We start from the raw sequence: 23,671 nt of genomic DNA on the forward strand, positions 1-23,671 counted from the left end.
GTTAACAGTTAGTTCAGTCAATACCTAGTAATGAAGCTAAGTTTATTTTGTTGTTTGTTGAATGACTAATTGCCAAGCGTCTATGTTTTTTAGCAACGCTAAGCTTATATAAGTCGTTATAAACCATTATAAACAATTGCGAGGTATGAAGTTGAAAACTGAGTCATTGTTCCAATTCTCAGCACTAACCGTTATTTTATTATTAGTAGCGTTTTATGGCGGTACTTATCTATTGTCTTTATTGATCAAAAAAGACAAAGAGTCGACTACTGGTTTTATGGTTGCTGGCCATAGCGTCGGTTTCGGTATGGGTGCAGCTAGTATGACTGCCACTTGGATTTGGGCGGCATCGTTTTATGCCGCAGCCACTTCCGGCTATAAGTATGGTATCTCAGGGCCTATACATTATGGCTTTTGGGGTGCATTGATGATTTTATTCATCTACCCATTCGGTATGCGCTTTCGTGAACTTGCGCCCAATGGTCATACCTTGGGCGAGCTAATACATGCTCGCCATGGCTCATCAAGCCAATTAATTTTAGCCATCTCTAATATTATGGGCAGCTTAATTAGCTTGATGGTCAACTTTACCGCAGCGGGGGCGCTAGTGTCGGTATTGTCGCCATTATCATTCCAGACTGGGGTCATTATTGCTGGGGTTGGCGTGCTCAGCTATACCTTAACTTCAGGCTTTCGTGCATCAGTATTTACCGATTTTGCCCAGCTAGTTGCCTTGATGGCGATTGGCGTAGTGATTATTCCAGCGGTGTTATTTGCCATGGGTGGTCCCTCAGTAATGGTCAGCGGATTATCCAACTTGACCTTACAGCAGCAAGACTTCTTCTCCTCTGAGGCGTTTTTTCAGCAAGGTGCACCGTTCTTTGTCGCTGTACTGGCTTATGCTATCGGTAACCAAACTATCACTCAACGATTATTCGCGATCGATAAAACCAAAATTAAAGCCACTTTTATCACAGCGACTGTCGGCTATGCCGGTATCGTTATTGGTCTAGGCATGATTGGCCTGATGGCGCTAACCATCGGTATTGAGCCCTTAGATGGCAATATGAATAATCTGATCCCACAAATGGTCAGCACTTATCTGCATCCGGTGTTTATCGCCCTATTCTTTATCTTAGTCATTGGCTCCTTGTCGTCAACGGCTGATTCAGATCTATCGGCGCTCTCGACGATTATGATGGCTGATGTTTATGCCAAGAATATCGCCAAAAAAGGAGGGGTAAAACCAAAAACAATGATGCTAGTTGGCCGTGGGACGATGATTGTCGCCACTGCTGCTGGGCTTATATTCGCAAGCTTTAAGCTGGACATTCTAGTGATGCTAGTATTTGTAGGCGCGTTATGGGGCGCAGTGGTGTTCCCAGTCATTGCTAGTGTGTATTGGAATCGGGTAACCAATACCGCCTTTACCTCAGCAGTACTTGTAGGTTTACTGTTCTTCTGCATCGCTCGCTTCGAGTTGGTGCCTATTACTGGGGTTACTGCCCTATTCTTCGAAGTTATGGCCAGCGTCGGCGCTTCAGTAGTCATTGGCCTGATGGTCTTTGGTTTCTTGGGTCGCAAGATGGGCTTACTAGCGGCCAGTATTGCACTGATATTCATGCTGATCTTTGCCACAGACTTCTTGCGTCAATATATGGTGCTCCTAGCCTCATTGACTGCTTACGGCGTCAGTACTATCGTCTGTATTGTCATCAGTCTTATGAGTAACGAGTACTTCGACTTTGATCTCATCCAACAGCGTGTTGGTGATTATGATAAAAAAGCAAAAATAACCCCAGTCGCTGATGTCAAAAGTAATTAATCAGCACTGACTGTTCTCTAACTAGAACCGGTTGATCGCCTATTAGATCAGCCTGTCACTAATCACATAAGGAGCTAGTATGAGTAGTACTTTTATCTATGGGTTATATATCTTAATTTGGCCAGTGATTACGCTTGGAGTGCTAGTACTTATTTGCACTGCAACCTATCGCGATATCCAAAAAGCCCGCCGTAATAATAAAGATATTATCTAACACTCGAAATAGCCCTAAAATAGCCGCACTGAGTCAAGGCTTAGTGCGGCTATTTTGGTTACTGATTTAGTAATAAGATTGCTATAACCCTAAGTAATAAACCCTTTGAGCAGTAATAAAGGCCTCAAAGCTCTAGCAATACTAAATAAAGTCACTTTATCTAAAAAATGTCTTGTAATTTAAAATATTTTTGCTAATATAGTCAACCTTGATTGGCTGGATAGCAAAGTGGTAATGCACTGGACTGCAACTCCTTGATCGTCGGTTCGATTCCGACTCCAGCCTCCAATTATTTAAGTTTTAAATATTTATTAGTAATAAGTTAATTTTAGCTTGCTTTATTAACTCAAATGCTTATAATAGCGACCACTATCTAACAAGTATATTGCTTACTTAATAGCAGCTACTTAGCAGATAATACAAGTTTTGCCCGGGTGGTGAAATTGGTAGACACAAGGGATTTAAAATCCCTCGCTAGCAATAGCGTGCCGGTTCAAGTCCGGCTCCGGGTACCATATAGCAGTACTAAAAACACCGTAAATCATAATGATTTACGGTGTTTTTTTATGGCTGTTACTATTTACTATTTAAATCCATTATCTTACTGCTAATTTCTATCTCTAAATCTTGGCTCTGCTAAGTCTTGACTCTACTAAGCGCTGATTTTAATAAATACTGCAAAATTCCTTTCTATCTATAGATTAAGCGGTAAGCTTTTACCCTATCGAAGCTTAGGTTTTGCCTATAACCTTAGATGGACTGCAAAATCAGTCTTTAAGCGTGGTTAAACGACTCCTAGTGCTTGTAGAGATGCCCTTAGCCTACTGCTGTCCTCATTACGAATATATTTCTAAGTTTTTATTCGCCTTTGCTGACACGGCTACTGAGTTTCCTATATGATGATTCAATCCATTTCATTATTAATGATCCATTAAATTTAAGCTTTTTTCTTAGTAACAAAGGCTTTTTATTAGGTAAAAAGGTACTTTATGTTTAACCCTTCCTCAACTCGTTTAAATAAATACATTAGCGAAAGTGGTATTTGCTCTCGAAGAGACGCTGATCGCTTTATTGAACAAGGCAACGTGTTCATCAATGGTAAGCGTGCTTCGGTGGGGCAGCAAGTAGTTGCTGGCGATACGGTAAAAGTGAACGGCCAACTCATTGAGCCCCAAGACGCCGATAATTTTGTTTTTATAGTCCTAAACAAGCCAGTGGGCATTGTCAGCACTACCGAAAGCTCCGAGAGGCACAATATTGTTGATTTTGTTAGACATAGTCTACGTATCTTCCCGATTGGTCGCTTAGATAAAGACTCACAAGGTGTCATCTTTTTGACCAACAATGGTGACTTAGTCAATAAGGTACTGCGGGCTGGTAATAATCATGAAAAAGAGTATTTAGTGACAGTAAACAAGCCGATAACTGATAGTTTTATCAAGGGCTTAGCTGGTGGTGTGCCTATGCTAGGTAGGATGACAAAAAAGTGCCCAGTGACCAAGATTTCGCCTAACGTGTTCAATATCACCTTAGTACAAGGGTTGAACCGCCAGATTCGTCGTATGTGTGAGCATTTCGGTTATGAAGTGGTAAAGCTTGAGCGTACGCGGATTATGAATGTGAGTAACAAGGGTATTGCGGTTGGCGAATGGCGGGATTTGACTCAAAAAGAGCTGGCTGTTTTACTTAAATCTATAGAAGGCTCTTCTTCAGATAGTAGTACTCCGGCTAAGAAATCTGCTAATGCCCCACGGAAAAAACCTCGTACCGATGGGCCATCTAAGTCTAAAGCGTCTACAGAAACAACGGGCGCAGCAAAGGGGAAAACTAGAAATCCTAAGGGCGGTCCTAAAAAGCCAGCAGGCTCTAAAGGTAACGATAGGCGTCCTTTTGGGGACAGTAAAAAACCTGGGCGCAATGGTAAACCCACTACCAACGGCAAGCGTCCTGCAAAAGGTCGCAGCTCTAAGCGCTCGTAGCACCTGTGTGATGTAACTAAATCACTACTGTAGACCCAGTATCAGCCCAAAAGGGATGGACCATGATAGCCAAAGCGACAATCAAAGCCCCTGCCCCACATTTAGGAAACAATAAAGACAATACATAGATTGCGCTTACCAAAAAGCGAATACTAATGATCTGCTTGCCTTTTATGGTTTACCACCAGCGCTAATCGTTTAGCGCTGCTGTACCACCATCAATACGCCTCTTCTTTTATTACAAAGCTTAGAGCTTATAGTGGTGGTAGTGGTCAACTAATTTAGCTTTTTGCGCCACCTCCAAAGCCACTGCTGCATCAAAGCTGGCGGCTCCGACCGACTTAAATAGTGTCACGCCTTTTTTATCGTGGTCTATAGTAATTTTTTGCGTGACCAAGTCGGCTAAATCGCCCGTCAAATCATCCCAAGTCCAGTCGCAATCTTCTGCAGCATCCGCTTGGATTAAATCGCCAGCTTCATGACGACCACCCGGGGCATCATCGATAACCACATGCGAGCAGGCCTCGATGACTGAGTCGCTAACTTCTTTCATCTCAGGTTGGTAAGCCCCTACGGCATTAATATGCGCATCAGCTTTTATTTCATTGAGCTCAAATAAGCCTTCGGTAGCACGAGTTGCCAAGTTAATCACATCGGCATTTTTTACCGCGCTAACGATGTCTTCGCAAACTTCAATCGTCACTGGCCACTCCGGATATTGCTCAGCAAACTTAGTTTTAAAAGTATTAGCGCCCTCAGTGGTTCTATTCCATAGCGTCACAGTTTTGATATTGGGGCATACGGTTAATACCGCATTAAGCTGCTCATACGCCATACCACCACAACCGATTACGGCCACTTGTTGGCTGTCCGGCTTCGCTAAATATTTGCTGGCAATACCCGATAAGGCTGCCGTGCGGACTTGGGTTATATAAATACCATCCATAAAGGCCAAAATCTCACCAGTATCGTTATTGGAGACAGTCACCACCGCAGTCGTCGTCGGCAAATCGCGTTTAGGGTTATCCGGGCAAATGGTGACCAGTTTCACGATAGCAAACTCTTCTTTACCATCAAACAATACTGACGGCATCGAGAGGTGCGTCCCAGTATTTTTATCACTGGCAGTAAAGGTCGGAATCACCAAACGCTCTGGACATTTTACCCACTCTGGATGCTCGGCTTGTAGCGTCAATAAGCGCTCTATAGAGTCGATAGCCATGACCATGGTTAATTGGTCTTTAACGGCTTGACTGTCTAAAATTTGCATGGGGTTTCCTTGTCATTTTTATTAATAAAAAGTGTTTAATTTGATTGGCGTAGGCTGGCGCTTTAGCCCAGCAACCTTATAAGTGTTATTTAATAAGTTGGGCTAAAGCCACAGCCTATAACGATTTTATAAAGATGAGAACATCATGATAACCTTTAACTAAATATAAAAATTCATTTCGTACTTAATACGGGTAGCTGGGAGAAGTTTATGCAGCCTCTGGCGAGTCGTAGACGGCCAGCACGCCAGTAAATTTTTACCAACTATGGTAATGGCTCAAACTGCCTCAAACCTTACGATAATCTTTATTTAAATATCAAAAATCTTACCGCGGTTCATAATACCATTGGGATCGAAGACCTTTTTAACCTCACGCAGATAGTCAATCTCGGTTTCACTACGGCTATAATGTAGATAAGGTTTTTTGGTCATGCCCACGCCATGCTCTGCAGATACTGAGCCACCATACTGCTGCACGATGGTAAAGATAGCATCATTCACGCTCTGGCATTTCTCGAAAAACTCATCTTTCGATAAAGCCTCGGGCTTGAGAATATTCAGGTGTAAATTACCGTCACCGATATGACCAAACCAGCAAATCTCAAAGTCAGGATATTTTACGCTGACCACAGCTTCGATATCATGAATAAAGCTTGGCACATGAGTAATCAATACCGACACGTCGTTTTTATACGGGGTAAATACGGAAATGGTCTCGGAGATATACTCGCGTAATTTCCAAAGGTCCATCGCTTGCGCAATACTCTGACTCATCACCCCATCGACGACCCAACCATTTTCCATACACTCTTCGAAGATAGCCATCGCCTTGTCCATAATCGGCTCGTACGGTGCCTCAAATTCTAATAGCGCATAGTATTTCGTGCGGGCTTCAAACGGCTCTTGCACATGACCGGTCGCCATTAACTTATCAATCGCCACGTCGTCAAAGAATTCAAAAGCGGTCAAATCAATTTTGGCTTGGAATGCGGATAACACATTCATGACATGGTCAAACTCGTCCATACCGAGCACCATTACGGTCAAATCATGCGGCGGACGATCCAGTTTTATTTGCGCTTCAGTGACAATCCCTAAAGTCCCTTCGGCACCAATAAACAATTGGCGTAAGTCGTAGCCGGTAGCGTTTTTAATCATGCCGCGGTTCAGGTGCAAGATATCACCCTTGCCGGTTACCACAGTGAGGCCCATCACCCATTGGCGGGTCATACCATAACGAATCACTTTAATACCGCCAGCATTAGTACCGATATTGCCACCAATTTGACTTGATCCTGCTGAAGCAAAATCAACCGGATAATACAATCTCTGCGCTTCGGCAAACTGTTGCAACTGCTCGGTGATCACGCCCGCTTGCACTTCTACCAGACGATCCACCGGATAAAACTGACCGATTTTATTCATTTTATCGAGGCTAACGACTATTTCGCCATTACTAGCCACCGCGCCTGCAGAAAGACCGGTACGACCCCCGCTTGGCGTAATAACGATATTGTGCTCATTGGCTAGTTTCACTAACGCTTGTACTTGCTCGGTAGACTTTGGAAATACGATAGCCGATGGCGCTGGCGCAAAGTGTTTGGTCCAGTCCTTGCCCCAATGCTCAAGGCTCGCCGCATCCATCTTAATTTGGCTCGCGTCATAGCCATGCTGCGCTTGCAGATTAGCTAGCACCTGCTCACTCATTGCTACCTTCGTGGCTAGCTCAGTTGCAGAAGTGGTCGATTCTAAAGTTGGCAGTGCTGAAACAGCAGTCACGGTATACGCTCCAAAGCAATAAAGGCATCTAAGATAAGCAGCCAAATAAAATAAGAAGTCAGATTAAGAGAAGGATAAGGATAAAAAGACGACTGAATATAATACTAAAGCGATAAACAAAAGCAGCGCCCCATCCATTTATCCTACCCGCTAAACTAAGCGACGGAATAAACAAACACCACGCAATGCGTTAAAGCATTAAGCTTCTCATAATAAGCCAACTTACAAACTAAGCAATAATCTTTAGACACTGGCCCATATGATACAAAGTTAGCCCCAGTTCCGTATAGCCCGATCGAAAGCCCGACATACCGACTTTAGCTTCTTTAATAGTCTTAAACGGTAGTGGCAATACTGCCTTGTCACCTGAGATAATATAATCAGCAAAGCACTTGCCAATCATAGTGCCGGTGGTAATTCCGCGACCATTAAAGGCGGTCGCCGCTAAGATACCGTCTTTAGGCTCAAAGATACGCATGATATGGTCTTGGGTAAAGCCAAAGTGACCGTACCACTCATACTGCCAATTAAACTTAGGTAGGTCGGGGAAATAGCTTTTTTGCACTACATTGGCCCAATTTTGGTAAAAAGCTTTGGACTTCATTGCCTTACCACCGACCGTACCCAATAGGAGTCGACCGTCTTTATCACGGCGAATACTGGATAGTGCCAGACGCGTATCCCAAGAACCCATTTTATAAGGGAGTATTCTATCTGCTGCCTCACCGGTTAATGGCTCTGAGGCAATCTGATAGTAATCCACTAAGTAGAAGGTTTTTTTAACTTCCGTCCACTCGCCTTCCGTATAAGCATTGGTCGCGATGATAACTTTTTCAGCTTTTACTGCGGCATCAGTCGTACGCACATACCAATCATTACCCGACTTCTCGACCGAGGTTACGGCGGAGTTTTCATAGATACGTACACCCAATTTTGTCGCGGCATCAGCCAAGCCATTGACGTAAGCCGATGGGTTGATGGTCCCTGCTCTATGATCAAGCAAGGCTTTATTGATGCTGGTAGTGCCGCAATATTCGTGGCAGCGTGCGCCGGTTAGCACCTCAGCATGGACACCGCGACGCGTCAACTGCTCGTAGCGAACGTCGACATCGGCTTCACCCTTGGCATTGTGCGCCATATGGATATTGCCGGTGCGGGTATCTTGCGCTGCGATATTATAACGATCGATGATATCGAACACGAGGCTTGGGGCGTTGCCAAGCGCGGTACCCAAACGCTCACCCGCCGCCTCACCCATAATGAGATTGAGGTCATCGGGACGTGCCCAAGTGCCAGGGTTTACCAGACCGACATTGCGCCCTGAGCCACCGCTACCGATGACTTTACTCTCTAATAACACCACCGCCACGCCTTGCTCTGCCAGATGAATGGCTGCAGACAGTCCGGTATAGCCACCGCCGATAATGCAGACTCGGGTTTGTGTTTCGCTAGTAAGCGAATCGTAGTAGTGAGTTTTGGGCGCCGTGACGCTCCACAAACATTGCTCTTGCAACATCTCAGCTTCCTTTTAAATTACACGTTGTCTGCGCTAGAGAGCGTGCTAGTGTCGTTATTAACAATAGGGTCTTCACGAGGGATAAATTTATTTAACACCACCCATAGCAAGCCGAATAGTGGTGATAACCAGCAGGCAAAGGCGAATGGCGCGTACGTTAGCGTGGCAATACCTAGCGTCGCTGCGACAAAGCTACCGCCCATGTTCCAAGGAATTAGTGGAGATAATAGGGTGCCGGTATCTTCGATAGAGCGGGTAAGCGTGGTGCGCTTGTAGCCCATCTCTTGATACTTGTCTTTGAGTAGACGACCTGGCAAGACGAGTGTGGTATAGACATCACCGATCAGCGTGCCGACACCGATAGTGCTAGCATAAGTGGTGAACACTAAACCAAAACGCGACTTCACTATATTATTGATTTTGGCCATGATGGCTTTTAGCGTGCCGTAATGCTCGATCGAGCCAACGAAGGCTAAGGCAAAGATAGTCAAGGTCACCACCCAAGTCATCGACATCACGCCGCCTTTAGACAGCAGTTGATCAACCACCGCAAAACCGGTCTCGCTAACAAAACCGTTTTGTAGAACTTTAAAAATCTCATCAACACCCACGCCTTGCATAAAGAAGGCGACTAGACCGGCGACCACTACCCCTGATAGGACAGTTGGAATGGCAGGCATTTTCATAACTGCAGCAATGACAACGACAACAGCTGGCAATAAAGTAATGATGCTGAGATTATAGTTGGCAGCTAATGAGGCTTGGATTTCTTTGATTGATGTTAAATCGACGTTTTCTGCGCCATAGCCCATGCCAATCCAAGCATAAAGAATGATGGCGGTAATCATGGCGGGTACGGTAGTGGGTAACATGCCGCGGATGTGATCCCAAAGATCAACGCCGGCAGCCGCTGGGGTTAAGTTGGTGGTATCCGATAGTGGAGACATTTTGTCGCCAAAAAAAGCACCAGAAACAATAGCACCACCGGTAAGTGATGGCGGGATACCTAATCCTAGGCCAATTCCCATCATAGCCAGACCAACCGTACCCACCGTGCCCCACGAGGTGCCCGTTGCCAATGAAATAATGGCGCAAATGATACAAACAGAGACTAGAAAAGAGGAGGGAGAGAAAACGCTAAAGCCGTAATAAAGGATAGTGGGAACGGTACCAGCGATAATCCAAGCGCCGATAAGCATGCCGACACCCATCAAGATAATCATGGCGGGCAGACCAATTTTTACCACTTTTAAAAAGCGCTCCTCCATGCCCTCCCAACTGCGACCACGGATCTTCATAAACAGACCGGTGATTAAGATGCCACACGCGAGCGGAATATGCGGGGTAAAGTCTTTAAAGACAAAGAACTGTACCATCAGGAGAATGGCCGTTAATACCAGCGGAGCAATATCTAGCAGGAAGCTAGAAGAAGGATCATAACCTTCGATATCTGGGTTTGGTGACTTGTGCGGGGTTTGTGTATTCATGATATATCTACCTATCCTAGTAGTTAAAACCAAATCCATTGGTATATAGTCGTAGTACGGTGTTGCTGATTGGTCAATCTAAAACCAAGCTAGTGGCCTAAGCCACCTGTAAACATAGTTTTAAATTAAATAACCAATTAAAACAATAACTTAGAAATTACCCTAAACAATAAAATATTGCCACCTGTCAAAACAGATGTTTAAAAAGTATCAGTTAATAATTAAAATAAAAGAAGTTAAAACAAATAAAGCGTTAAAATTTAATATTGATTCAGACCTTTAATAGCCCTTTTAAGGATTATTAATCATCTAAAAACTTACTAAAAAGCTTACATAGAATGGCAATAAAAAATAATACAAACTGGGCTTAGGGTTAGTCTTTTTTTTATAATCAGTCTAGATTATTCGTTCGCCTATCTACGAAGATTAAAGGGCAGTTAAGCGCACATAACGCGCGCTTAACTGAATAAAAATACAATTGGCGCTTGTGTAAATAGAGCTAGAATTGCTAGTAATTAACCGAAGTTAATGCCCTGTGCTAGAGGTAGCTCAGTTGAGTAGTTGACCGTGTTGGTCTGACGACGCATGTAGTTTTTCCACGCATCAGAACCGGACTCACGACCACCGCCGGTTTCTTTTTCGCCGCCGAATGCACCACCAATCTCAGCACCACTAGTACCGATGTTGACGTTAGCAATACCACAGTCACTACCGCGAGCGCTTAAGAACAGCTCAGCTTCACGTAAGTCATTGGTAAAGACACAAGAGGATAGGCCTTGTGGTACATCGTTTTGCATCTCTAAGGCTTCGTCGAATTCTGTGTAGGTCATGACGTATAAGATAGGCGCGAAAGTCTCATGACGCACCACATCATTTTGCTCATCCATCTCCACGATGGCAGGCGTGACATAGTAGGCGTTCGGATACTTATCTTGTAAGACCCGCTCACCACCAGTGACTTTACCGCCGGCTGCACGAGCTTTGGTTAACGAGTCTTGCATGTTATTAAAGCTGTCTTCGTCGATGAGTGGGCCGACCAAATTGCCTTCTAGCGGATGACCGATGCTCACGGTTGAGTAAGCAGCTTTTACGCGCGGTAGGATGTCGTCTTTTACAGACTCGTGAACGAATAGACGGCGCAGCGAGGTACAACGCTGACCGGCTGTTCCGACTGCTGAGAATAGAATGCCGCGTAGGGCTAAGTCTAAATCAGCACTTGGCGCTAGGATCATGGCGTTGTTACCACCGAGCTCAAGCAACGACTTACCAAAGCGCTCAGCGACTTTAGGCCCTACGATTCTGCCCATACGGGTACTACCCGTGGCACTGACTAGAGCTACGTCTTTATGCTCAACCAAAGCATTACCAACATCGGCTTCGCCCAACAGGATTTGCGACAAGTTAGCAGGCGCATCACCAAATTTAGCCAATGCTTTCTCAAACAGCGCTTGGCAAGCAATGGCAGTTAGGGGGGTTTTTTCTGAAGGCTTCCAAATTACTGGGTTACCACAAACTAAAGCTAGTGCGGTGTTCCATGACCAAACGGCGACTGGGAAGTTAAAAGCAGAGATCACAGCGATGACACCTAGTGGCTGCCAAGTTTCACGCATGTGGTGACCCGGACGCTCTGAGGCGATAGTTAGGCCATAAAGCTGACGAGACAGACCTACTGCAAAGTCACAGATATCGATCATCTCTTGGACTTCACCTAGGCCTTCTTGTTTGATTTTACCGGCCTCTAAAGACACTAGAGCGCCTAGATTTTCTTTATGCTCACGCAGCACTTCGCCCAAAATACGGACCAATTCGCCACGCTTAGGAGCGGGTACTGTACGCCATTCTTTGAAGGCTTTTTTAGCATTTTGAATTTGGCTATCGACATCGCTCACTTGGTGCAAAGCGACCTTACCAATGACTTCGCCATCAATAGGGCTCTGAACTGCGAAATCGCCCGCTTGGTACTGGCTCTCATCAACGCCCATGGCCGACATATATTGCTTAATCATACTGACTCCTTTGTATAGTATTTCATTACGTCCTTGCAGACCTATTAAACTACCCTGCCGCCGCGTAAGTTGCAAAATAATAAATTTCTTGCTGTCATTCATTTTTGGAATGGCACACTAAACTTATGGGATTAAACTTGAATTAATCATAGTTTTAACTAGTCATTAGCTAGGCCACCTGCTGTAAAGACGCTAGACATACCTGTAGGCTGTTATCTTGCATCTGCTGATATAGTGCCAACTCATCCTGCACACTTGCTCCTAAAGCTTGCTCGAACTCTTTTTGGTTAGACTGCCCCTCATAGCTGCTGGCGGTATCACTGTGTAGATTGGATTGGAAGATCCCGGCTGCACTGACTGGCAAAAAGTCTTCATAAACAATCGGTTCGATACGAATAACGCCTTGCTCAATCAACTGTTGTAAATTATCAGTAGAAATCTCCAAACTTGTTAATTCTGCAGAATGAGTCTCACTAGGTTGATAATGGAAATAAGCCAGCTGTTGCTCGTGCAGCGCTTGATAGTCGTCTGGGAAGGCGACAAAAGACTCGCTCAACAATTGGTAATACTGCTCGGCGTTTTTTTCATTTGGTGTTGCGCCTAACTTGTCACGGGCTTCACTAAGCAATTGATCGTACAAGGCCCGGCCTTTTGGCGTTAACGCGACACCGCGCTGTTCAATCTCACCAAAGCGAGCGGTATGTTGGCCGGATTCGTACTGACCATCGACTCCTTTAAAGCTCACGGGTTCTACTAATGCCTTAAAGCTGGTCTGGCGGAGCAGAATTGGGCAGTTGCGGCGCGGCGGCCCTTCGATGATAGCTTTCGGCGGAATACCACGGCTCTGCATGCCTTGTTGTACCGCATCAATATCTAGCGTCCGTGGGGTTAAATGGTTGATATGCGGCCCTTTAAATCCGACTACATCGGCAATCAATTGATGCTGACTGGCCAACTGCTCATAGATATTTTTGGCAATAGGTGACTGCTCATGCCAGCGGAAAGTCTCCAACGCTTCTTGCACGAATTGCTCGCCCTGTTCTTGAGTTACACCACCCTCTTGCTCATAAGTTTCAATCAGTTTGACCGCGCCATCGGTAAAGATGTTACGGGCATCTAGAGCCGCTTGGGCTTGTTGTTTAAGCGTCTCATCACCGATTAGATCTAAACGCAATAGTGAGGTAAATACGCGAAAAGGACTGTTATTTAGTGATGCCGTGTCCACCGCACGAAACGCCGTAGAATGCACCGGCACGCCTGCAGGAGCTAGGTCATAATAGCCCACCGGCTGCATGCCCATAACTGCAAATAAGCGACGCATCATCGCCAACTCTCCCGCAGTCCCCAAACGAATCGCGCCATGACGCTCCATGCTCAGTCTATCGATTTCACCCGTATGTTTAAGCTGGGTGGCAATCTCAGGTTGCTGGGTTAATACTCCCTCATTGACCTCAGCCACCAAATCCATCAAGTCGGTATAGAGCGGCACTTCTTTTTGGTACATCTTCGACATGGCGAGTGAGAAGCTATGACGAATCGCATCACTGCTCATGAAATCTTGGTTTGAACTCAACTGATCTGAACTCACGGTTATTCCCCTTAAATTGGCTTAAATAACAAAACAGATAGGCAAAAACGTTTACTAAATCGGCAGCTCATTTTGCTACGCGATTGGCAGCTAGTTAGGCAGCTAGTTAGGTAGCTCGTTAGGAATGGACGCTAGGATGCCCTTTAAGATATCTAGGCCTTCTTTTAAAGTCTCAGGCTCTATGGTTAATGGCGCTAGTAGACGAATAATATGGCGGTATTTGCCGCTCGGCATCAATAGCAGACCTTGCTTACGACCTTCCGCTAAGATGTAAGCCATCACGCTCGGATGCGTACCGTAAGAAGGGTGGCGCAGCTCGATACCACGCATAGCGCCGATACCCGTTAGACCGTATAGCCAAGGGGTCAGACCCTCTTGTTGCCACTGCTCAATAGTCGCTTGAATAGTCTGCTGATAGTGTTTGGCAGAATCCCAAACAGCGTCCTCCATCATAATATCGAGGGTGGCATTAGCAGCTGCACAAGCTACCGGATTGCCCGAATAGGTGCCGCCCAAACTGCCTTTAGGTAAGTCGTTCATCACGCTACCTTTGCCAATCACTGCGCCTAATGGCATACCACCGGCAATACTTTTGCCCAGCAAAATCATATCGGGCTCGATCCCTAAATGACTGAACGCAAAGGGCATGCCGGTACGGCCAAAGCCGGATTGAATCTCATCCATAATCAGCAAGATGCCGTTGTCATCACAGAATTTACGTAGATACTGAGCAAATTCTGGCGACATTAATTGAAAGCCGCCCTCGCCTTGCACTGGCTCCATGATGACAGCGCCAATGTTATGAATATCAGTTTCAACTTCGAATAGGCGCAGCAAAGCGTCAATGGCCTGCTGGTCACTGATGTCATTGTCAGGGCTTGGGAATGGAATATGGTAGACGCTGCCAGCAAGAGGGCCAAGACCGCGTTTATAGGGAGCCACTTTACCGTTGAGGTTGACGGCGGCAAGGGTACGGCCATGAAAGCCACCATCAAAAGCGATGACACCGACCCGACCGGTCTTCATACGTGCGACTTTAATCGCATTTTCGGTGGCTTCGGCCCCGCAGTTGGTCAGCATGCCCGCCAGCTCGCCTTCGATGGGTATCAAATCGCAGAGTCTAGGCATGAGAGTTTGGTAAGGGACGTGTCCGGCCGCATTGTAGGCGTAGTGGATGAGGTTTTGTGACTGCTCGACGATAGCGTCAACGATGTGCGGATGGCAATGGCCAAAGTTTAATACCCCGATACCGCCGACGAAATCGATATAGCGCTTGCCATCGGTATCCCAAACGTGCGCATTTTTGCCTTTGCTAAGCGTCACTGGATGCACCATTGTGAATGCATCGGTGACGTTATATAACGAATCCATGAACGTCTCTCACCTTCCTTGAGTTAGACCCTCATTTCAACAAAACCACAGGATTTGGGCAAACGAATAATAGTTGGGCAGGCCTTCCTTTTTGTCATTGCCAGTTAACATTTTGGTCATGAGCGCCAGAACATTGCCAAAACACAGCCACAAAATAACCGCTATAGCATGCTCGGAAAATCTGCATACAATGGCTCTGTGGCAAACTGCTACAGTCTTCTCCTACCCCTTTTTCGTCTTATAGTAAAATTCGTTATTTGTAACTGATATTATTCATGACTAACGCTGTTAAAAGTAATCCCTAACGAACCGGCCAATTCAATCTGACTGTGGCTCGAGGTTTCTAGATAGCTCGCTATCCAGGCTTGCATCACTTTGGTTTTATGCGAACTTCCAAGCGACAATGGGAACGACATATAATAAGATCCTCTGCCTTTAGCTGCATAATTCCACGCGGTAACCAATTGACCGGATTGTAGCTCCGGCGCTACTAGACGTAGCGGCACTAAAGCTACTCCATAACCGCTTAAAGCTGCTGAAATACAAGCATGGAAGGTATCAAAACGTGGCCCTACGAAGGTACCATCCAAGCTAATCAGCTGCTGTTTAAAATATTCATACCAAGCGCTCGGTCTTGAGCTCAGTTGCAGCAAGACATAACTGTCCGACTGTTGTGGTGTCAACGGTTGACCCTGCAAATAATCAGGGTGGCAAACCGCCACACAGTACTCATCAAATAATTTGAAAGTCTCCATTCCCGACCAAGTCCCCTCCCCATATAAGAACGCAATATCGATATCGTGCTCTTCAGAGAAAAACGGCCCTACCTGCTCTTTAATATCCAATCTAATCAAAGGGTTTACCTGACTAAACCCTTGTAGCGCCGGAATCAGCCAACGCGCACAAAAAGTCGGGTGCGACACCATTTTTAGCACTTCGACATTGCTACTGTGCGACATCAGCTTGATCGTGGCTGTCTCAATATTTTTTAGAATATTGAGCACATCGATATAGTAGTCTTTGCCCGCTGGCGTCAGCGAGATACGCTGCGAAGTACGATAAAACAAAGAAATATTGAGCATCTCTTCTAACTGCGCGACTTGCTTGCTCACGGCACTTTGCGTCATGTGCAGCTCTAAGGCGGCATTGGTAAAACTCAAATGGCGCGCGGCTGTCTCAAAGCACTGCATAGCGGTGGTTGAAGGGTACTTTCTGAAGGAGAGAGGGTTGGAAGTATCTGGTTGCATAATATATTTTTTCTTATTTTTATGAGCGTAAAGGTGTAGTAGCTGCCCAAATAGTAACTGATAAATGACTGGTTATTAGTTACTACTTGACCGCTGCCCTCTGTTCAAAACTCTAACATTGAGCAAAGATAACTATAGATGCGGCTAATCTTAACAAGAGCCTTGGCTAAGTTTCAATAAGCTTAGAAGGTTCTGTTAACCGATAAACTTACACACTCGATAAAATATAATGGATCAAGTCCTGTTATAGGCTGCATATCGAGGGGACTATAGTGAAAAACGGTCATTAAGTTGACTAGGAGCAGAAATTTATTACGGTAATCGCTTAACTGTCAGCTATAATCACAATGTTTATGGACTACCTCTTTTTAAATTTTATTTTCTGCAAATAATAATACTGATAAGTGACGTGCAGCTTACGGCACACCCTTATCAGTTAACCTGTATTACTTGATAAATATCACCTCAACAGTAACAGACTGTTCGCTACAATAACGTAAGGCTAATCATAATGACAGCAATAATTAGAGTTGCCATCGCCGGTTACGGCAACCTCGGACGCGGTACGCAAGCCGCTATTAAGCAGAATCCAGACATGCAGTTAGTCTGTGTATTTAGTCGCCGAGATCCCACTTCGGTCACCCTTATTGACACCAGCATACCCGTCTATGCCATGGATGACATTGCGCAATACAAAGATGACATAGACGTACTGATCTTATGCGGCGGCTCTAAGTCAGATTTGCCCGAGCAAGGCCCAGCATTCGCAAGTCTTTTTAATATTGTCGACAGCTTCGATACTCACGCTAAGATTCCTGAGTACTTTGCCGCTCTTGATGCCCCTGCTAAGAAAGCTGGCAAAGTAGCTATGTTGTCGGTAGGCTGGGATCCTGGACTGTTTTCTATCAACCGCTTATATGGCGAAGCTATTTTACCAGTCGGCGAGACTTATACCTTTTGGGGTAAAGGCTTAAGCCAAGGACACTCAGATGCAGTACGCCGCGTGGATGGGGTGAAGTCGGGCGTGCAATATACCCTTCCCTCAGAGTCTGCTATGGCACGAGTACGCAATGGCGAACAGCCCACGCTAAGCACCCGTGAGAAGCATACCCGTGAATGCTATATCGTGTTAGCCGATGGCGCCGATGCTGACACGGTGCGCAATACTATAGTCACTATGCCGGATTACTTTGCTGACTATGACACCACAGTACATTTTATCGATCAGCAGACTTTTGAGTCTGAGCACGGTAAAATGCCGCACGGTGGCTTTGTAATTCGCAGTGGGGTTAGCGGCCTTGATGATGAGCAAAACAACCAAGTGCTGGAGTTTTCATTAAAGCTCGGCAGCAACCCTGAGTTTACCTCTAGCGTGCTGGTGGCTTATGCCCGTGCCGCTTATAAGATGAACTTGGCTGGCGAAACTGGAGCGAAAACGGTGCTCGATGTAGCCCCTAGCTTATTGTCACCTAAGTCCCCTGCGCAGCTGCGAAAAGAGCTGCTATAAACACTAGCTCTGAGTTAAAAACAAAAAATCACTAAGCTAAAAAAAGCACCAAACCATTTGAAGGCTCGGTGCTTTTTTTATGGTTGCATCCTTGGTCCTGCTAGTTTAGCTAATACAGCATTTATCATAATTTATTAGCAGAAATTCCTAAGTTAATATTTATATTCGAAAAGCTCACTTTATGCACTCCATCGAGTACACTGTCATTATTTTAAGAGCTCAGCTTACTAACGTATATAGCATATATCCTAAGATTCAGATTTTCACTACAGAACCCAAACACCAGATTAGCCTACCTACTTTGGCCCTATCATCATAAAACTTGATAGTTTTTAGAATTTTTGAAGCATTGAGTCAGTTTAAACGCTTAGGTATGGACAACAAATATCAGTGCAAGTGTAAGTAGAATTATTGTCAGAGATTTTTGCGTGACGACTTGCTAAGGTACGATAAAAAAGATACTTAGAAAAGATAGCAGAGCTATAATTATAGCATCTAAAGTATAGGCACTAAAAACATGAGTATAGAAAGCGACACTGAAAACACGGGTATAGACAACGATAGCGCTAACCCAATAGAAATTATCTATGAAGATGAGTTTCTGGTAGCGATTAATAAAGAGGCCGGTCTGTTGGTGCATCGCAGTTGGCTGGATAAAGGCGAGACGCGCTTTGCTATGCAGCTCACCCGTGATGCGGTAGGCTGCCATGTCTTTCCGGTTCATAGGTTGGACAAGCCGACTTCAGGCGTATTGTTATTTGCCAAGAGCCCAAGCGTAGCACGCAGCTTGAATGAGGCTTTTACTGATCACCAAGTAACCAAGCAATATTTAGCCGTGGTGCGCGGCTATATGACAGAGCAAGGCACCATTGATTATGCATTGAGCTTTAAGCCTGATGCTATCGCCGATAAGTTTGCCGATTTGGAAAAAGAAGCTCAAGAGGCGGTGACCCATTGGCAGAGTTTGGCACAAATTGAGCTGCCCTTTGCGGTATCAAAAAAGCATGACACTAGCCGCTATAGTCTAGTACGCTTAACACCTGAGACTGGGCGCAAGCATCAACTACGTCGGCATATGCGACATTTATTTCATCATATAGTGGGTGATACTAGTCACGGTGATGGACGGCACAATCGATTTTTTCGTACTCAATATGATTGCGCGCGTATGCTGCTACATGCCCAAACTTTGGCGCTCAGCCATCCAGTGACTGCTGAGCCCTTGCGGCTAACAGCAGGCTTAGATAGTCAATGGTTGCGTATTCTAGAAGAGTTTGATTGGGTAGAGAGTGCTGAAGGTTAAGCTGTTTAGGGTTTAGAAGATCATATTAATGAATACGTGATAATATTGTTAAACCAAACGAAAAAATCAAACAAATGAGCGGCAATAGCAGTTCACTTTTTAGTCACCTTGACCCTCAGTGGATGAGTTAATCGCAGCCATCTTCATTACCGTTATCACAAGCCATTTGGTACCATTCTTTTGCTAGGGTGTCGCTTTGACGAATGCCTTTACCGTTGTCGTACATCCAGCCAAGCGCGTATTGACCATTGGCGTGGTCTTGCAAAGCGGCTCGTCGATACCAAGCAAAAGCCTTGATATAATTTTGGCTAACTCCATTGCCGTTGTTGTATAAGTTTCCGAGGCTATATTGAGCATCAGCGTCCCCTTGTTCAGCGGCTTTTTGGAACCATTCAAACGCCTTGCCATAATCTTGCCTAGTACCTTCGCCAGTATCATAGGAAACCGCCAAGTTATACTGCGCTTCTAACAACCCTTGCTCAGCTGATTTTTTATACCATTCGACTGCTTTTACATGGTCTTGGCGAACCTCTCTGCCTTTATCATACTTAACCCCTAGATTATATTGAGCCACAGCCTCACCTTGTTCAGCGGCAGCCTTAGTAGTAGCAAAGTCTGAGGCTACTACTGGTGGGGTTAGTCCAAACGATAACGCTAAAGCCATCATCGTTTGCATAGAAGTCAGTTTTAATCTGGTTATAGTCATGGCCATTCCTTATAATAAAGATGATGACAATTGAGCTTATGCATATTTTTTACAGTGCGCTCAATACTTTATAACTTATTGCTTATAGAGCGGCCATTACTGATTGCAGCCCATTTTTGTACTATCATCACAAACTTTATTAAACCATAATGCCGCTTGCGATTTGTCTTGCACTACCCCTCTGCCATAGTTGTACATAGTACCAATAACATATTCTGCCATAGGATCACCTTGTTTGGCCGCTTTTAAATACCAATTAAATGCTTGCTCATAATCTCGAGGAACACCTTGACCAGTCTCATACATCCAAGCCAAGTTATATTGCGATTCGGCCAAACCTTGAGCGGCAGATTTTTTGTACCAGCTCACCGCTTTATCATAATCTTGAGGAATACCGCTAGCGTTCTCATACATGACCCCAAGATTATTTTGGGCGTCAACTTGGCCTTGTTTGGCGGCTTTTTGATACCACTCAAACGCTTGTAGATGGTTTTTAGTCACTCCTTCGCCACTACTATACATGACCCCAAGATTATACTGGGCTTCGTCATAGCCCTGCTTTGCTGATGACTGCCACCACTGCCTAGCCTTAGCATAATCTTGCTCAACGCCTTTACCGAAGTAGGACATGCCACCGAGAACATATTGCGCCTTTGCATCGCCTTGGTCAGCGGCTTGGGTCAGCCATTTAACAGCTCGATCGTAATCTTGTATTATCCCATCGCCTTCAAAATATAGGATGCCAAGTTGAAATTGCGCCTCTGAATTGCCTTGCTCAGCAAGCGATTTTATAGTGGTAAAGTCTGATGATGCAGATACGGATGCGGATGCGGATGCGGGCAATGTTAACCCTAACGCTAAGCTTAATAGCCACATTCTATAAATTGAGGGTAGTTTAAATATAGGCATGATGAATACTCTCCCTATTAATAATAAACTGCTAATTCGATAATCTTAGCTTATGCGCTGACATGACTTGCCATTACTTAGCTTATAAAATTTTTATCTAGCTTATGAAATTCTAGCTATCAACTACTGGTTATCAGCTACTATTAGAGGGAACTCAACAGCCTTAGCTAACTTATTCAGTTTAGCTATATTTAACAGGATTAGATATTAATATTATTTAAGATATCAATAAATTACCTAGCAATTTAAACCGCTAAGTCGCTATCCAAAATAAGGCTAACTTAGCCTATTCTTGGCAGGGGTTATAACTACTATTAAGCCTGCTGCCAAAACCCTTCAACATTAATAGCCTCTGCCTTAATAGTAGGATAATCGGCAAAACTCAGTTGATAGCCACCAGCCGTATTAGCGCTAATCTGACAAGTGGCTCCTAATGGAAAGCTGGATTTTTGACTAATATGACCAAAACTCATGCCATTATAGATAGGTAAGCCAGTCAGCTCATGTAACTGACGAATCACTACGGCTACATCATAGCGAGGGTCATAGCTATCCTCACCTGTCCCAGTCAAAGCACCAAACACAATGGCTTGCTGACCTTTGAATACCCCTGCTAAATACAGATCATAAAGCATGCGTTCGATACGATAGGTCTGCTCCCCAACATCCTCTAAGAATACAATGCCGCCATCGATACGGGGCAGATAAGGACTACCCGCCAGCGCCGATACTACGCTCAGATTGCCACCCCAAATAGTACCAGTAATCATTTGGCTGCTATTGTCTGCAAAAATAACTGGCAACTGCTCGCTAGTTAACGCAGCGCTGTTAACCTCAATAGTTAGCTTCGGGTTGCTCAGTGCTTGAGCAAACTGTCGACAACTGACTTGATCCGGATTCGTTTTGCCAAACTCGCTATATAGCATCGGCCCAGCAAGCGAGCTCATCTTACCTTGGGCAAGCAAAGCGCATTGAATAGCCGTCACATCACTAAAGCCTACTAAAACCGTTGCCCGCTCTGCCATAATACTACCAAGAGTCCGCCAGTCTATTGAAGGTAGGATACGCATCGCCCCATAACCACCACGTACGCCTAATAGGAGTTTGGGCGCAGCGATCGCGCCGCTAGCGATATTTTGCAAATCGCTAGCACGTTGGCTATCAGTACCAGCAAAGCGTAAGTATTGACGCTCAGTAATCGCTGGATTCTGTATTTTGAATCCTGCACAAGCCATACGTTGCAGCGCCAACTGATTACGCACCTCATTGGCACCGACATTGGAGCTGGCAAATAGACGAGTCTCAATACTAGGGTTTAGACACTGGCTTGGGGCGCTAGTAGCTTTGGTATTAGCCACTAATGACGGATTAGCGTCAATGCTGGCGGCTGGTAGGTCATCTTTGGTTAGCTGCGCACTTTCGTGATCTGTAATATCGATGGCTAACGATTGGGCGATGCTTTGGCTGGCTAATAAGCTGGCACTCGCCCCTACTCCTAAGCGACGTAAGAACTGCCGACGACTGAGCTCAGGCTTGAGACTAGTATTTATTAGTGAGACTAGGGACTTAGAAGTTGTTTGCGGCATGTTATACAGTTACCTTAAAGCTTAATTATCTTAGATTAGCTATTATAAGAGGCTATCAAAACTTTATTAACCTCCTATATAGCTATCTAAGCTTAAAATATTTTGTGTCAATGCGTACAAGCTTAGCTGACGATGTTTTATGAAAAGGTTTTATGACGACGTTTCATGAAAAGCTTTTATGAAAAGGTTACATGATGTGCTCGTATAATAACCTTGCTACCTAGAAGGTTACTACCAACAGCAAGGTTGCTACCAGCGCATAACAAATTGCTAAGTAACTATATTTGGTAGCTACCAACACTCTTGCTATAGTATGCACTCACTAATAAACCAAAATAAGGAATAATGATAATGACGGACAAAAAGAAGGATGATACTAACCTTAGCAAAAATATGCTATTTAACGATAAAATCAATGCTAAAACTGAAGAGATGCAAAATAGCATAAAAGATGAAAAGTTATTAGATGCTGATCTTGAGTATATTATTGAAGAAGAAGAAAATCTTAAAGAAAAAATAAAAGACAGTAGCCATCTTGAGCGCTTTACTACTGATATCGTTTTGTTTGTCAGCTTAGTCAAAGATTACTATCAAGGTAACTATCGTGACATCCCTTATAAGACCATCTCAGCGATCGTTTTTGGTTTGATCTATGTGATAAACCCTATTGATATCATTCCAGACTTCATCCCGGTTATTGGTCACATTGATGATGCTCTAGTCATTGCTTTTTGTTTAAAACTAGTCGAAAAAGATCTGCATAAATATCAAGCATGGAAACAAGCACAAAAGCATGAATCAGCCCAAACAGAAGCTTAATAGATGCTCTGAGCTGTTGATAGCTTCATAGTAAGTAGAACTATAAAAAACAGTATCATGTAGATGACCAATGCCTAATAGCCTTGGTCATTATTTTTGCTTAAAAATAGTGCTCTTATGCTTTATTGATTACTTAAAGTAGACTGTCTAAAGAGCACGATTTAAAACTTATCATCAGGCACCTCATAACGGGCTTTTTCTGGGTTTAGACCAAATGAAAACACAAAAGTAGCAACGATGCTGTTGATAATAATAAACAATAAATCTATCTGTAGATGACCCAATATATAACGACCGATTAGCCATGAAATAATGAGCATAATAATAAAAAACCCAGCCAAATAACCCAAAATAGTGGGATGCTTTAGATTATAGGGTTGCTCTGGTGCTGGCTGTTTAGCCAATACGTGAACCCTGACCGCCCAACCTGCCGCATAAGACAAGCCACCTAAAATGACATAACTCAAAAAATTCATAGATTTTGACTCTTGTAGTACTTAATAAAATTCTATATCAGCAACCAGTATACAAACAATAGCTCAAGCTTGGACAGTCTGGT

18 protein-coding genes and 2 tRNA genes are annotated in these 23,671 nt (G+C 44.5%); 8 read left to right on the forward strand and 12 right to left on the reverse strand.

The features are described 5' to 3' along the window. Window positions 1–166 precede the first annotated feature (166 nt). The 5 genes from KZA12_RS09495 (at window position 167) to rluF (ending at window position 4,018) form a co-directional block, all read left to right on the forward strand. Entirely contained in the window at window positions 167–1,825 is a 1,659-nt protein-coding gene (locus tag KZA12_RS09495) for a sodium:solute symporter family protein (RefSeq protein WP_218690147.1), read from the forward strand. A 79-nt stretch (window positions 1,826–1,904) separates the two neighbouring features. Next, window positions 1,905–2,039, forward strand: coding sequence for a putative transporter small subunit (locus KZA12_RS09500; RefSeq protein ID WP_216580840.1), 135 nt, complete (start codon window positions 1,905–1,907; stop codon window positions 2,037–2,039). Between the two features lie 214 nt (window positions 2,040–2,253). Next, window positions 2,254–2,327 (forward strand) — tRNA-Cys (locus KZA12_RS09505). A 140-nt stretch (window positions 2,328–2,467) separates the two neighbouring features. After that, window positions 2,468–2,554: transfer RNA gene (locus KZA12_RS09510), tRNA-Leu, on the forward strand. Between the two features lie 474 nt (window positions 2,555–3,028). Then, a complete protein-coding gene (rluF, locus tag KZA12_RS09515; RefSeq protein ID WP_218690086.1) occupies window positions 3,029–4,018 on the forward strand; it encodes a 23S rRNA pseudouridine(2604) synthase RluF in 990 nt (329 codons plus the stop codon). 247 nt (window positions 4,019–4,265) lie between these two features. Here the strand turns inward: rluF and KZA12_RS09520 are convergent, their stop codons facing one another. From KZA12_RS09520 to KZA12_RS09555, 8 genes are all read right to left on the reverse strand, one after another. After that, on the reverse strand, window positions 4,266–5,288 hold the full coding sequence (locus KZA12_RS09520) for an ornithine cyclodeaminase family protein (RefSeq protein WP_218690087.1): 1,023 nt from the start codon (window positions 5,286–5,288) through the stop codon (window positions 4,266–4,268). A 309-nt stretch (window positions 5,289–5,597) separates the two neighbouring features. Then, window positions 5,598–6,995 carry an FAD-binding oxidoreductase gene (locus tag KZA12_RS09525; protein ID WP_218690148.1) on the reverse strand — a complete coding sequence of 466 codons (1,398 nt, stop codon included), beginning with the start codon at window positions 6,993–6,995 and terminating at the stop codon, window positions 5,598–5,600. A 301-nt stretch (window positions 6,996–7,296) separates the two neighbouring features. After that, on the reverse strand, window positions 7,297–8,583 hold the full coding sequence (locus KZA12_RS09530) for an FAD-binding oxidoreductase (RefSeq protein ID WP_218690088.1): 1,287 nt from the start codon (window positions 8,581–8,583) through the stop codon (window positions 7,297–7,299). Window positions 8,584–8,600: 17 nt separating this feature from the next. Next, window positions 8,601–10,070 carry a Na+/H+ antiporter NhaC gene (gene nhaC, locus KZA12_RS09535; RefSeq protein ID WP_218690089.1) on the reverse strand — a complete coding sequence of 490 codons (1,470 nt, stop codon included), beginning with the start codon at window positions 10,068–10,070 and terminating at the stop codon, window positions 8,601–8,603. A 515-nt stretch (window positions 10,071–10,585) separates the two neighbouring features. After that, complete coding sequence (locus KZA12_RS09540; protein WP_201622564.1) at window positions 10,586–12,076, reverse strand: aldehyde dehydrogenase family protein; 1,491 nt, start codon at window positions 12,074–12,076, stop codon at window positions 10,586–10,588. A gap of 169 nt (window positions 12,077–12,245) precedes the next feature. Then, window positions 12,246–13,628 carry a VOC family protein gene (locus KZA12_RS09545; RefSeq protein ID WP_218690149.1) on the reverse strand — a complete coding sequence of 461 codons (1,383 nt, stop codon included), beginning with the start codon at window positions 13,626–13,628 and terminating at the stop codon, window positions 12,246–12,248. A 138-nt stretch (window positions 13,629–13,766) separates the two neighbouring features. Next, window positions 13,767–15,035 (reverse strand): aspartate aminotransferase family protein, encoded by a 1,269-nt coding sequence (locus tag KZA12_RS09550; RefSeq protein ID WP_218690090.1) that lies wholly within the window; start codon window positions 15,033–15,035, stop codon window positions 13,767–13,769. Window positions 15,036–15,304: 269 nt separating this feature from the next. Next, window positions 15,305–16,282, reverse strand: a complete 978-nt coding sequence (locus KZA12_RS09555; protein WP_218690091.1) for a LysR substrate-binding domain-containing protein — start codon at window positions 16,280–16,282, stop codon at window positions 15,305–15,307. A gap of 511 nt (window positions 16,283–16,793) precedes the next feature. Between KZA12_RS09555 and KZA12_RS09560 the strand changes: the two genes are divergently transcribed. Both KZA12_RS09560 and truC read left to right on the forward strand, forming a co-directional pair. Next, entirely contained in the window at window positions 16,794–17,789 is a 996-nt protein-coding gene (locus tag KZA12_RS09560; RefSeq protein WP_218690092.1) for a diaminopimelate dehydrogenase, read from the forward strand. A gap of 517 nt (window positions 17,790–18,306) precedes the next feature. Further along, entirely contained in the window at window positions 18,307–19,092 is a 786-nt protein-coding gene (gene truC / locus KZA12_RS09565) for a tRNA pseudouridine(65) synthase TruC (protein WP_218690093.1), read from the forward strand. Between the two features lie 127 nt (window positions 19,093–19,219). Here truC and KZA12_RS09570 read toward each other — a convergent pair whose 3' ends face one another. The 3 genes from KZA12_RS09570 to KZA12_RS09580 form a co-directional block, all read right to left on the reverse strand. Next, window positions 19,220–19,798 (reverse strand): tetratricopeptide repeat protein, encoded by a 579-nt coding sequence (locus KZA12_RS09570; protein WP_256932916.1) that lies wholly within the window; start codon window positions 19,796–19,798, stop codon window positions 19,220–19,222. 96 nt (window positions 19,799–19,894) lie between these two features. Then, complete coding sequence (locus KZA12_RS09575) at window positions 19,895–20,707, reverse strand: SEL1-like repeat protein (RefSeq protein WP_218690094.1); 813 nt, start codon at window positions 20,705–20,707, stop codon at window positions 19,895–19,897. Between the two features lie 314 nt (window positions 20,708–21,021). Then, on the reverse strand, window positions 21,022–22,293 hold the full coding sequence (locus tag KZA12_RS09580) for an LD-carboxypeptidase (RefSeq protein WP_218690095.1): 1,272 nt from the start codon (window positions 22,291–22,293) through the stop codon (window positions 21,022–21,024). 351 nt (window positions 22,294–22,644) lie between these two features. Between KZA12_RS09580 and KZA12_RS09585 the strand changes: the two genes are divergently transcribed. Then, window positions 22,645–23,112 carry a YkvA family protein gene (locus KZA12_RS09585; protein ID WP_256932917.1) on the forward strand — a complete coding sequence of 156 codons (468 nt, stop codon included), beginning with the start codon at window positions 22,645–22,647 and terminating at the stop codon, window positions 23,110–23,112. A 161-nt stretch (window positions 23,113–23,273) separates the two neighbouring features. Here KZA12_RS09585 and KZA12_RS09590 read toward each other — a convergent pair whose 3' ends face one another. Further along, window positions 23,274–23,588: a hypothetical protein gene (locus KZA12_RS09590; RefSeq protein WP_201622573.1), complete on the reverse strand. Its 315-nt coding sequence runs from the start codon at window positions 23,586–23,588 to the stop codon at window positions 23,274–23,276. Window positions 23,589–23,671: the final 83 nt, after the last annotated feature.

It is taken from the genome of Psychrobacter sp. BF1, assembly GCF_019279065.1.
In the GTDB taxonomy this organism is placed as follows: domain Bacteria; phylum Pseudomonadota; class Gammaproteobacteria; order Pseudomonadales; family Moraxellaceae; genus Psychrobacter; species Psychrobacter urativorans.